Source organism: Micromonospora sp. GCM10011541, assembly GCF_042650725.1.
In the GTDB taxonomy this organism is placed as follows: Bacteria; Actinomycetota; Actinomycetes; order Mycobacteriales; family Micromonosporaceae; genus Micromonospora; species Micromonospora sicca.
On the sequence record NZ_JBHSBP010000006.1, the window covers coordinates 77278 to 89741 of the forward strand.

A 12464-nucleotide genomic window follows, 5' to 3' on the forward strand; every position below is an offset into this window, starting at 1 on the left:
GGCCGAGCCTCCTGCCTCTCGCCGCGACCCCTGCCAGCCGCGCCGTCACTACTTGTTAGCCTGACACCCCGGGCTCGCCAACCGGTCGCCACCTGGCACCCGAGCCTTCTGGAGGCGGAAAAGATGCCAGCGATCGTGCTCCTCGGCGCTCAGTGGGGCGACGAGGGCAAGGGCAAGGTTACCGACCTGCTGGGTGAGCGGGTCGACTACGTGGTGCGCTACTCCGGCGGCAACAACGCCGGCCACACGGTGATCACCCCGGACGGCCAGAAGTACGCGTTGCACCTGATGCCGTCGGGCGCGCTCTCGCCCAGCGCGATGATCATCATCGGCAACGGCGTGGTGGTCGACCCGAAGGTGCTGCTGCAGGAGATCGACGGCCTCGCCGAGCGCGGCGTGGACGTCTCCCGGCTGCGCATCTCCGGCGACGCACACCTGATCATGCCGCACCACCGGGCGCTGGACCGGGTCGTCGAGCGCTACCTCGGCTCCGCCCGGATCGGCACCACCGGCCGCGGCATCGGCCCCGCGTACGGCGACAAGGTCGCCCGGATGGGCATCCGGCTGCAGGACCTGCTCGACCCGGGGATCCTGCGCAAGAAGCTCGAGCTGGCGCTGCGCGAGAAGAACCAGCTGCTGTTCAAGGTCTACAACCGCAAGGCGATCGACCTGGACGCGACGATCGAGGAGTACCTGGCGTACGCCGAGCGGCTCCGGCCGTACATCGCGGAGACCCGGGTGATGCTCTGGGACGCGCTGGACCGCGGCGAGACCGTCCTGCTGGAGGGCGCCCAGGCCACCATGCTCGACATGGACCACGGCACGTACCCCTTCGTCACCTCGTCGAACCCGACCGCCGGTGGGGCGTGCGTAGGCGCCGGCATCCCGCCGACGGCGATCAGCCGGGTGATCGCGGTCAGCAAGGCGTACACCACCCGGGTGGGCGCCGGCCCGTTCCCGACCGAGCTCTTCGACGACAACGGCCAGCACCTGCGCAAGGTCGGCCACGAGTACGGCACCACCACCGGCCGGGAGCGCCGCACCGGCTGGTTCGACGCCGTCGTCGCCCGGTATTCGTCCCGCCTCAACGGCGTCACCGACCTGGTGGTCACCAAGCTGGACGTGCTCACCGGCCTGCCCAAGGTGCCGATCTGCGTCGCGTACGAGATCAACGGCGAGCGGTTCGACGACATGCCGATGACCCAGACCGACTTCCACCACGCCACCCCGATCTACGAAGAGCTGGACGGCTGGTGGGAAGACATCACCAAGGCCAGGACCGAAGACGAACTCCCGGAAAACGCGCGACGCTACATCGCCCGCATCGAGGAACTGACCGGCACCCGCGTCAGCGTCGTCGGCGTAGGCCCCGGCCGCGAAGAAAACGTAGTCCGCCACCCCCTCCTCCCCTAACCCCCCGTCTACGTTGATCATGAAAGTTGTCGGTGTGATTGCCGGTGGCGGCGCCGACAACTTCATGATCAACGGGGGCGCCGGTGGGGTCAGTAGGATGCGGGGTCGTGCGGGTTCTTCTTGTGGGTGGCGGGGGGCGGGAGCATGCGCTCGCGCTCGGGTTGGCTGGCGATCCGTCCGTGGCGGCGTTGATCGCGGCACCGGGGAATCCTGGCATTGCCGGGGTGGCGGAGTTGCGGTCGGTTGACGCATCCGATCCGGCGGCCGTTGCGGCGCTCGCCGTCGAGGTCGGGGCCGACCTGGTGGTGATCGGGCCGGAGGCGCCGCTGGTGGCCGGGGTCGCCGACGCGGTACGCGCCAAGGGCATCCCCGCGTTCGGCCCGTCCGCGGAGGCGGCCCGGCTGGAGGGCTCCAAGACGTTCGCGAAGGACGTCATGCTCGCCGCCGGGGTGCCCACCGCCCGCGCCTTCACCTGCACGGACGCCGAGAGCGCCGGCCGCGCGCTGGACGAGTTCGGCCCGCCGTACGTGGTGAAGAACGACGGCCTGGCCGCCGGCAAGGGCGTCGTCGTGACCGAGGACCGGGCCGCGGCGCTGGAGCACGCCGGGGAGTGCGGCCGGGTGGTGATCGAGGAGTACCTCGCCGGCCCGGAGGTCTCGCTCTTCGTGGTCACCGACGGCGAGGCGGCGCTGCCGCTGCTGCCCGCCCAGGACTTCAAGCGGGTCGGCGACGGCGACACCGGGCCGAACACCGGCGGCATGGGGGCGTACGCGCCGCTGCCCTGGGCGCCGGACGGCCTGGTCGACGAGGTGATGCGTGACGTCGTGCACCCCACGCTGGCCGAGATGCGCCGCCGGGGCACGCCCTTCGCCGGGCTGCTCTACGTCGGGTTGGCGATCACCGCCGCCGGCCCGCGGGTGATCGAGTTCAACGCCCGGTTCGGCGACCCGGAGACCCAGGTCGTCCTGGCGCTGCTGGAGACGCCGCTCGCCGGGCTGCTGCACGCCGCCGCGACCGGCACGCTGGCCGCGCACCCGCCGCTCCGCTGGCGGGACGGCGCGGCGGTCACCGTGGTCGTGGCCGCCGACGGCTACCCGGCCGCGCCGCGTACCGGCGACGTGATCACCGGCGCGGACCGCCCGGGGGTCATCCACGCGGGCACGGCCCGCCGGGCCGCCGACGGCGCGTTGCTCTCCGCCGGCGGTCGCGTCCTCTGCGGTACGGCCATCGGCCCCGACCTGGCCGCCGCACGCGACGCCGCGTACGCGCTGGTCGACGGCATCGAGCTGGCCGGCTCGCACCACCGCACCGACATCGCCGCCGCAGCGGTGGACGGCCGGATCACCCTGCCGGACTGACGCACCGCCGCCCGCCACCCGTCCCGCACCGACCACCGCCGTCGCCGGCTCCGCGAGGACCGCTGGCTGCGGCTACGCCGGATCGGCCGGCTCGGCGGTCAGGCGGCCGTGAATCAGCCGTTCGGCGGCCACCGGGCATTGACAACCCATGTCACGATCACCCTGCCGGTGGGTGTGAAGCCCCTGCCGGGAACGGGGGAGGGAATGCGGTGACCGGGTTCGTCGGTACGGCGCTCAGCTTCCCCACCGTGTTGTTCAGCTTCCTGCTGCTGGTGGTCGTCGGCTACTGGCTGCTGGTGTTGACCGGGGTGCTGGACCTCGGCGACGACCTCGACCTCGACGGGGTTCCGGGTGACGTCCTGGCCGGCCTCGGGCTCGGCGGCCTGCCCGCCACCATCGTGTTCTCCCTGATCGTCGCGGTGGCCTGGTTCGTCAGCCTGGCCGGCACCGTGCTGCTCGACGGGCTCGGCCTGGGCGTCGCCGCCCGGGTCGCCGTGTCGGTCGGGGTGCTGCTGGTGGCGCTGCTCGGCGCCTGGCTGGTGACCCGGCTGGTCGCCGTGCCGCTGAGCCGCCTCTTCCCCACCGGTACGGAGTCCAGCCGGCAGGCCTTCGTCGGCAGCCTGTGCACGATCCGCACGGGGCGGGTGACCGCCGACTTCGGGCAGGCGGAGGTGACGGCGGCGGACGGGTCCTCCGCAGTCGTCCAGGTCCGCCAGTCCGGCGCCGAGCCGCTGCGCGCCGGCAGCTCCGCGCTGATCTACGACTACGACGTCGAGGGCGAGTTCTTCTGGGTCATGCCCGCGGGCATCGCCTTCGACCCCGACCCTTCGCGTCCCGCACCGATGTAGCCGCCGCCGGTGACCCGCTCCCGCGACGGCGGGTCACCCCCTCCCGCCTCGACCGGACGGCCACCCCGCCGCCGGTTCGTCCCACGCTGCCCTCGTACCCCCTGAACGAAAGGAGGATGCGCGGCACCCACCGGTCCACCCGCACCACCGGACCGGCGCCGCGCGCTCAGCCATGGATGTCCTCACCACTGGGATCGGCGTACTGCTCGCCGTCCTCCTGCTCGTCGCCCTCGGCGTGGTCTTTTTGGTCAGCCGCCTGTTCCGCAAGGTGGAACAGGGCAAGGCGCTGATCGTCTCCAAGGTCCGCCGGGTGGACGTCACGTTCACCGGGGCGGTGGTCCTGCCGGTGCTGCACAAGGCCGAGATCATGGACATCTCGGTGAAGACGATCGACATCGAGCGGACCGGCAACGAGGGTCTGATCTGTCGGGACAACATCCGGGCCGACATCCGCATCACCTTCTTCGTCCGGGTCAACAAGACCACCGAGGACGTCATCAAGGTGGCGCAGGCCATCGGCACCGCCCGGGCCAGTGACCGGGAGACCCTCCAGGAGCTGTTCAACGCCAAGTTCTCGGAGGCGCTGAAGACGGTGGGCAAGCAACTGGACTTCGTCGACCTCTACACCAAGCGCGACGAGTTCCGCGACCAGATCATCCGGGTGATCGGCACCGACCTCAACGGCTACAGCCTGGAGGACGCGGCGATCGACTTCCTCGAGCAGACCCCGATGTCCCAGCTGGACGCCAAGAACATCCTCGACGCCCAGGGCATCCGGAAGATCACCGAGCTGACCGCGATCGAACACGTGCGGACCAACGAGTTCCAGCGCAGCGAGGAGAAGGAGATCACCCGGCAGAACGTCGACGCCCGGGAGGCGATCCTCGAGCTGGAGCGGCGGCAGGCGGACGCCGAGGCCAAGCAGCGGAGGGAGATCGAGACGGTGCGGGCCCGCGAGGAGGCCGAGATCACCCGGGTCCGGGCGGAGGAGCGGCTGCGCGCCGAGACGGCGAACATCCGTACTGACGAGCAGTTGGGCATCCAGCACGAGAATCGGACCCGGGAGATCGCGGTCGCCGAGAAGAACCGCGAGCGGGTCATCGCGATCGAGACCGAGCGGATCGAGAAGGACCGGATGCTGGAGGTCATCGGCCGGCAGCGGGAGACCGAGCTCAGCACGATCTCGAAGGACAAGGAGGTCGAGGCGGAGAAGCGGGCCATCGCCGAGGTCGTTCGGGAGCGGATCGCGGTCGAGAAGACCGTCGCCGAGCAGGAGGAGAACATCAAGCGCCTGCGGGTGGTCGAGGAGGCCGAGCGGACCCGCCAGGCGGTGGTCATCCAGGCCGAGGCCGAGGCGCAGGAGAACCTGGTCAAGGACATCAAGGCGGCGGAGGCGGCCGAGACGGCGGCGAAGTTCAAGGCCCGCGAGGAGCTGGTGCTCGCCGAGGCCCGGCAGCAGGCCGCCGAGCTGGACACCCGGGCGAAGATCCGGCTGGCCGAGGGCACCCAGGCCGAGGCGGCGGCCGCCGGCCTGGCCGAGGTGCAGGTCCGCGAGCGAAGCGCCGAGGCGATCGAGAAGGTCGGCCGCGCGGAGGTCGCCGTCGAGCGCGACAAGGCCCTGCTGGCCGCGGAGGCGGTACGCGAGAAGCTGAAGGGCGAGGCCGAGGGTCTGACCGACAAGGCGGCGGCGATGGCCGCGCTGGACGACGCCACCCGCCAGCACGAGGAGTACCGGCTGCGGCTGGAGCTGGAGAAGGAGGTCCGGCTCGCCGGGCTGGACACGCAGCGGCAGGTCGCCGAGGCGCAGGCGAGGCTGGTCTCCACCGGCCTGGCGAAGGCGAACATCGACATCGTCGGCGGGGACAGCGTCTTCTTCGACCGGCTGCTCAGCTCGATCTCGTTCGGCAAGAGCGTGGACGGTTTCGTGGCCCACTCGGACGTCGCCCGGGGCCTCACCCAGCCGTGGCTGGACGGCACGGCCAGCTTCACCGACGACCTGACCCGGATGCTCGGCTCGATCAACACCGGTGACGTGCAGAACCTGACCCTCTCCGCCTTCCTGTTGCAGCAGATGCGGGCCGGCGGCGCCGACAAGGGCAAGCTCCAGGAACTGTTGAACGCCGCGCAGCGCCTCGGCGTGGCCGAGACCCCGCTGGCCGCCCTGGCCGGCCCGCGGCAGCGTGCCGGTGAGTGAGCCGGTGCCCGGTCCGACCGGCGGGGACGCGGCCGGTACGACCGGGGCGGACGGCGACGGCCCGGTCGGGCTGGACGCGGGCAGCTACGAGGTGCTGCGGAACCGGCTCGTCGGGCAGGCCGGCGAGCTGGCCCGGCGGGCGGAGCGGCTGAACGCCCGGCGGCTGGAGGTCTTCGGCAGCACCGAGCTGCGCCTGCTCAGCACCGAGCGGATCCGTACCGGGAACAACTGCGTGCCCCGGGACATCGTCCCGGTCGGCGGGCTGATGCTCTTCGGCTACAACGTCTTCATCGGGCTGAAGCCGGAGACGACGGTCGACGACGTCTTCTCGCTGCATCGTTTCGAGCGGGAGCGCGGCGATGTGGGCGAGGCGGGCGACTCCGAATCGTTCCGGTTCGACCGGGCCGGCCCGGACGAGTTGCCCGGCCTGCTGCGCGACCCGGTGTTCCAGCGCGACTTCGCCGAGCTGTACCGCTACTACCGGCAGACCCGGCTGCTGCAGCTACGCCGGCTCGACGGTCGGCTGCTGGCGGTGTTCCAGACCGGCCCGCGGACCGACGACATCCGCGTGCTGCGCTGGCGGCTGGACGCCGACGGCGGCGTCGGGTACCTGGACAACCGGGGCGAGCGGGACCACGTCTTCCCACCCTCGCACGACTTCGAGTGGATCGAGACGACCCGGGAGGACCACGTCCTCGGCCGGCACCCGCACATCTCCATCGCCGACGAGATCTTCGTGGAGACGGTCGGCGGCACGCTGACCGTCAAGCTGGAGAACAACACCGAGGTCGGCGAGGGCATCTACGACGAGCCGGTGGACGAGCCGTTGCAGAGCCTGGCCGACGCCGACGTGAGCTGGGCCCGGGTCGGCCCGTTGATCCTGCTGCGGATGCGGCCGTACAAGGAGACCGAGTGGCGGCACCTGGTCTTCAACACGCTGACCCGGGAGGTGGTCCGGCTCGACGGCATCGGGCCGGCCTGCCAGCGGCTGCCCGAGGACCACGGGATCATCTTCCCGGGCGGCTACCACCTGGCCACCGGGGTCACCCGCACCTTCGACACCGACGTGTCCGGGCTGGAGTTCGAACGGGTGGTCCGCTCCCCGAACGGGGAGGACGTCCTCTACGTCTTCCACGCCCGGGCCGACGGCCGCTCGCTGCTGCTGCCGTACAACGCCATCCGCAAGGAGGTGGCGGCGCCGATCCCGTGCCACGGCTTCTCGCTCTTCGACGACGGCACGCTGGTGGTGTTCCGGGCGACCTCCGAGGAGCCGACCCGGGTCCACCCGATGCAGATCTGGCAGACGCCGTACGTCTCCGACGCGTACGCGGCGGCACAGCCAGCGGGCACCGGCCCGCTGGAGCGGATCGGCAACGCCGACCTGGTCCGGGGCATCTCCGACTGCCTGTCGGTGGCCCGGATGGTCGACGGCGCGGCGGCCACCACCGGGGTCTACGAGGCGCTGATCGCGGCCTGCGCCCGGATCGTCGACCACTACCACTGGCTCGGCGAGGCCGACCTCGGCGACCTGCTGGCGCCGCTGGCCGAGCTGCGGCGCACCGCCGTCGCGGTGCTCGACGAGTACGAGAAGGTCCGCGCCCTCACCGAGCAGGCGCGGACCGCGATGGACGAGAGCGCGGAGCGGATCGCCTCGCTGGCCCGGCGGGCGCGCGGCGAGGCGCCGCTCACCGCCGACGACTGGGTGCGGCAGCTCGCCGGGCTGCGCCAGGCGCGCGGTCACCTGGAGACGCTGCGGGAGCTGCGGTACGTCGACCACGGGCGGATCGACGAGCTGGCGGGGCGGCTGGACGACGAGTTGACTGCTGCCGGTCGGCGGGCGGTGGACTTCCTGCGCCGGGACGACGCGTTCACCGGCTACCAGGCCGAGGTCGACCGGCTGGCCGGGCGGGGCGCGGCGATCGGCACGGTGGCCGAGGCCGGGGCGGTCCGGGACGAGCTGGCCGGACGCGCCGAGGGGCTGCAGACCATCACCGACGTGGTGGGCGGGCTGGACATCGCCGACGCGACCGTCCGCACCGGGATCCTGACCCGGGTCGGCGAGGTGCTCGGCGCGGTCAACCGGGCCCGGGCGGTGCTGGACAACCGCCGCCGGGAGCTGCTGGAGGTGGAGGGCCGGGCCGGCTTCGCGGCCGAGTTCGCGCTGCTCGGGCAGGCGGTGACCGGGGCGCTGGCGGCGGCGGACACCGCCGAGCGCTGCGACGAGCAGCTGGGCCGGCTGCTGCTGCGGGTGGAGGACCTGGAGTCCCGGTTCGGGGAGTTCGACGACTTCCTCGCCGAGCTGGCGACCCGGCGGACCGAGATCTACGAGGCGTTCTCCTCGCGGAAGCAGGCGCTGCTGGACGAGCGGGCCCGGCGGGCCGACCGGCTGGTCTCGTCGGCGGAGCGCGTCCTGGTCAGCGTGCGGCACCGGATCGGCACGCTGGGTTCGCTGGACGAGATCAACACGTACTTCGCGGCGGACCCGATGGTGGGCAAGCTGCGCGCGGTCGTGGAAGAGCTGCGTACCCTGGGCGACCCCGTCCGGGCCGAGGAGCTGGACGGCCGGATCCGGGCCGCGCGCCTCGAGGCCGGTCGCGGCCTGCGCGACCGCCTGGACCTGTACGCCGACGGCGGCGAGACGATCCGGTTGGGCCGGCACCGCTTCGCGGTGAACACCCAGCCGGTCGACGTCACCGTGGTGCCGCACGACGGCGGGCTGGCGGTGGCGGTGACCGGCACCGACTACCGCGCCCCGGTCCGGGACACCGAGTTCGCCCGCACCCGCCGGTTCTGGGACCAGCTGCTGGTCTCCGAATCGCCGGCGGTGTACCGCGCGGAGTATCTGGCCACCTCGATCCTGACCGCCGCCGAGGCGGGCCGGGAGGGGCTGACCCTGGACGGGCTGCGGGCGGCGGCGGCCGACGCCGGTGACCTGCGCGAGCTGGTCCGCCGGTTCGCCGAGGCCCGCTACGACGAGGGTTACGAGCGGGGCGTGCACGATCACGACGCGACGGAGCTGCTGCGGGCGTTGCTGCGCCTGCACGCCGGGGCGGGCCTGCTCCGCTACCCGCCGGCCGCCCGGGCCGCCGCGCAGCTGTTCTGGCGGTTCGGCACCGCCGAGCCGGACCGGGCCGGCTGGACCGCCCGGGCCACCTCGCTGGCCCGGGCCCGGGACCGCTTCGGCCGCCCCGACCGGGGTGCGGTGCCACCGGAGGGCGACCGGGTCGAGGCGGGGGACGCGATCGACCGGCTGCACGCCGAGCTGGCCGCCGAGGTGGGCCGCTTCCTGACCGACGCCGGGCTGACCGGGCCGGCCGGGGAGGCCGCCCTGGCCGGCGAGTACCTGTTCGAGGAGCTGTCCCGGCCACCCGCGGGCTTCGTCACCGGAGCCGGCGCGCGGACCATGCTGGACCGGTTCCGGCGCGCCCTCGGCGGTCCGCAGTCCCGCTCCGCCCGGGAGTTCGACGCCGACCTGCGGGCCCTCGACGGCGACCTGACCAGCCGCCACCAGCTGGTCGAGGCGTGGCTGACCGCGTTCCTGGCGACCGACGACGGCACGCTGTCCGGGTACGACCTGCCGGAGGCGGTCGCGGTGGAGCTGTGCGGCGCGGACCTGCCGCGCCACGAGGCGGCGGCGACGATGTCGGAGACGGTCGGCGGACTGCTCGGCGCGCATCCCCGGATCGTCGGGTCGGCGCTCACGCTGCGGCTGGACGAGACGCTGGCCCGGGCCCGCCGGTTCCGCACCGAGCTGGTGCCCGCGTACCGGGACTACCAGCGCCGGCGCAACGCGCTGGTGGCCGCCGAGCGGGACCGGCTGCGGCTGGAGGAGTACCGGCCGCGGGTGATGAGCGCGTTCGTCCGCAACCGGCTCCTCGACGACGTCTACCTGCCGCTGATCGGGGACAACCTGGCCCGCCAGCTCGGCGCGACCGGCGACGCCAAGCGGGTCGACCAGTCCGGCCTGCTGCTGTTGATCTCCCCGCCCGGCTACGGGAAGACCACCCTGATGGAGTACGTGGCCAGCCGGCTGGGCCTGGTCTTCGTCAAGGTCAACGGGCCGGCCCTGGGCTCGGGGGTCACCTCGCTCGACCCGGCGGACGCGCCCGACGCGACCGCCCGGCAGGAGGTGGAGAAGATCTCCTTCGCCCTGGAGCTGGGCAACAACGTCCTGCTCTACCTCGACGACATCCAGCACACCTCGCCGGAGCTGCTGCAGAAGTTCATCTCGCTCTGCGACGGGCAGCGCCGGATGGAGGGCGTCTGGGAGGGCCGGACCCGCACCTACGACCTGCGGGGCAAGCGGTTCGCGGTGTGCATGGCGGGCAACCCGTACACCGAGTCGGGGCAGCGGTTCCGGGTGCCGGACATGCTGGCCAACCGGGCCGACGTGTGGAACCTCGGGGACGTGCTCTCCGGCCGGGAGGAGGTGTTCGCGCTCAGCTACATCGAGAACGCCCTCACCTCGAACCCGGTGCTGGCGCCGCTGTCCGGCCGGGACCGCGGCGACGTCGAACTGCTGGTCCGCCTCGCCCGGGGCGACGAGTCGGTGCGGGCCGACCAGCTCGCCCACCCGTACTCGCCGGTGGAGCTGGAGCAGATCGTCTCGGTGCTGCGCAAGCTGCTGCGGGTGCAGCAGGTGGTGCTCGCCAACAATCAGGCGTACATCGCCTCGGCGGCGCAGGCCGACGCCTCCCGTACCGAGCCGCCCTTCCAGCTGCAGGGGTCGTACCGGAACATGAACAAGCTGGCCGAGCGGATCGTCCCGGTGCTCAGCGACGAGGAGCTGGAGGCGGTCATCGACGACCACTACCTCGGCGAGGCGCAGACCCTCGCCGCGGGTGCCGAGGCGAACCTGTTGAAGCTGGCGGAGCTGCGGGGCCGGCTCACGACCGAGCAGGCTCGACGGTGGGCCGAGGTGAAGGCCGGCTACCTGCGGGCCCGCGCGCTCGGTGGCGCGACGGACGACCCGGTGGACCGGGCGGTGGGCGCGCTGGGCCTGCTCGCCGACCGGGTCGGCGGGGTGGCGGCGGCGATCGGCCGGGCCGCCGACCGGGCCTGACGCCGGCGGCGGGGCGGCTCTCCGGTACGCCGGGCTGCCCCGCCGCCGACCCGTCAGCCCCGGGCCGGCACCGCCGGACCCGCCGACGGGCCGGCCCGGCCGGTGATCCGGTCCAGCAGGTTGCCGGTGGCCCGCTCGATCCGCTCATCCCGGTGCCCCTGCCGGTTCAGCGCCATGGTCCAGCACAGGGTGCCCGAGGCGAAGACCAGCGCGCCCTGCGGCGTCTCGTACAGGTGGGTGTTCTGCACCCGGTGGCCGCCGTCGCGCGTCCGGTACGGCGAAGCGCTCAGGACGGCGGCGTCCACCCCGGACGGCCGGGGCACGTCGGCGTGCACGCCGTCGGCCTCGCCGCCGACGACACCGGGGATCCGGTCACCGTCGGCCACCCCGGCGCCCGCCCAGAACCAGTGGTCCGCCGCCCGGACCACCAGCGGCTGCGGGGAGCCGACGATGCCGTTGTACTGCACCCCCAGCAGCGCCTGCTCGGGCCGGCCGACGACGCGCCAGGTGACGGTCGGGCCGGCGCTGTCCTCGCCCGGGTCCGGCGTGGTCTTGGCGCAGGCCACCAGCCGCTCCGGCCGGCCGTCGTCGGCGGGACCCAGCCGGACGTGCCAGTAGATGCTGTTGGCGCCGAGGAAGGCGAGGCTGGTCCCGGCGGCCACGGCCTGTTCCGCCGCCCGGCGCATCTCCCACGACCAGTACTCGTCGTGGCCGCAGAACACGATCCCCCGGTGCCGGGTCGGGTCGAGCCGCCCCGAGTGCAGGTCGAAGCTCGTCGCGTAGCTGACGTCGTAGCCGCGGCGTTCCAGCCACTGGATGGCGTCGTGGTCCCGGGTGAGCTGGATCGGGATGCCGTGGTCGGCGTACGGGCGGTCGAAGGAGACCTCCAGCGCCCGGAGCCGGGGATCCCGCCGGCCGGTGGCCGCGTAGCCGTTGTAGAGACTCTTGCCGACCCGCCGGTCCCGCGGCCACTGGTTGTACGCCTGCCAGGTGGTGACCGGCAGGACCACGCAGAGCGCCGCGGCCCGGCGGTCGTCCCGGACCACGAACGGGGTGCAGGCGCGCCAGCCGTCCGCCGAGGTGAAGACCGCCTGGTAGAGGCCGGAGGTCCAGTCGTCCGGCACCCGGACCGTCCAGGAGACCGGCCAGCGGCAGGCGATCGCCCCGGTCACCGGGTCGACCGCCGGCACCTGCTGCGGCACGCCGTCGAACTCGGGACTGGTCAGCACGGTGCGGGCGCCCGCGCCGTCGTACCAACCGAGCCGGTGGATCGAGATCCGGTACCGGCCCGCCGGGTTGACCGCGACGTGGAAGTCGATCGACTCGCCGGGGGCGACGCTGGTCGTCGAGGCGTACCCCTGGATCTGGCGGTGCCGGTCGTTCGTGGCCCGGCGGCCGTCCTCCGGCCACCAGGGCGTGCCGGCCGCGCGGTTCTCCACCTCGACCGGGGGTGGCTGCCGCCGGACCAGGGTCCCGCTGCGGCGGCGGCCGAGGACCGGTTCGGTGGTGCCGAGCGCCACGGCGGAGACGCCGCCGGCGAGCAGACCGAGTGCCCAGCGCCGGCGGAGACGGACCATCGAGCAGCTCCT

At 73.2% G+C, this 12464-nt stretch carries 6 protein-coding genes; 5 read left to right on the plus strand and 1 reads right to left on the minus strand.

Translation table 11 applies throughout. The features are described 5' to 3' along the window. The first annotated feature begins 123 nt into the window (after nt 1-123). The 5 genes from ACFOYX_RS02310 to ACFOYX_RS02330 all read left to right on the plus strand — a co-directional run bounded on the left by ACFOYX_RS02310 (nt 124) and on the right by ACFOYX_RS02330 (nt 10875). Complete coding sequence (locus ACFOYX_RS02310) at nt 124-1413, plus strand: adenylosuccinate synthase (protein ID WP_322441456.1); 1290 nt, start codon at nt 124-126, stop codon at nt 1411-1413. A gap of 107 nt (nt 1414-1520) precedes the next feature. Then, complete coding sequence (gene purD, locus ACFOYX_RS02315) at nt 1521-2771, plus strand: phosphoribosylamine--glycine ligase (RefSeq protein ID WP_322441455.1); 1251 nt, start codon at nt 1521-1523, stop codon at nt 2769-2771. 209 nt (nt 2772-2980) lie between these two features. After that, nucleotides 2981-3619 (plus strand): hypothetical protein, encoded by a 639-nt coding sequence (locus ACFOYX_RS02320; RefSeq protein WP_238453654.1) that lies wholly within the window; start codon nt 2981-2983, stop codon nt 3617-3619. 172 nt (nt 3620-3791) lie between these two features. After that, the gene (locus tag ACFOYX_RS02325) at nt 3792-5813 is read left to right on the plus strand and encodes a flotillin family protein (RefSeq protein ID WP_238453653.1); all 2022 of its coding nucleotides are present in this window, start codon (nt 3792-3794) and stop codon (nt 5811-5813) included. Further along, on the plus strand, nt 5806-10875 hold the full coding sequence (locus tag ACFOYX_RS02330; RefSeq protein WP_322441452.1) for a DNA repair ATPase: 5070 nt from the start codon (nt 5806-5808) through the stop codon (nt 10873-10875). The genes ACFOYX_RS02325 and ACFOYX_RS02330 overlap by 8 nt, the downstream gene beginning before the upstream one ends. 53 nt (nt 10876-10928) lie before the next feature. On the opposite strand, the gene ACFOYX_RS02335 is transcribed toward ACFOYX_RS02330, so the two are convergent. Next, nucleotides 10929-12452: a N,N-dimethylformamidase beta subunit family domain-containing protein gene (locus tag ACFOYX_RS02335; RefSeq protein WP_322441450.1), complete on the minus strand. Its 1524-nt coding sequence runs from the start codon at nt 12450-12452 to the stop codon at nt 10929-10931. Between the last annotated feature and the right edge of the window lie 12 nt (nt 12453-12464).

Bases quoted from the DNA above. Each gene is read 5' to 3' on its own strand.
- ACFOYX_RS02335 (WP_322441450.1), bottom strand. From the start codon at position 12,452: ATGGTCCGTCTCCGCCGGCGCTGGGCACTCGGTCTGCTCGCCGGCGGC.
- ACFOYX_RS02310 (WP_322441456.1), top strand. From the start codon at position 124: ATGCCAGCGATCGTGCTCCTCGGCGCTCAGTGGGGCGACGAGGGCAAG.
- ACFOYX_RS02325 (WP_238453653.1), top strand. From the start codon at position 3,792: ATGGATGTCCTCACCACTGGGATCGGCGTACTGCTCGCCGTCCTCCTG.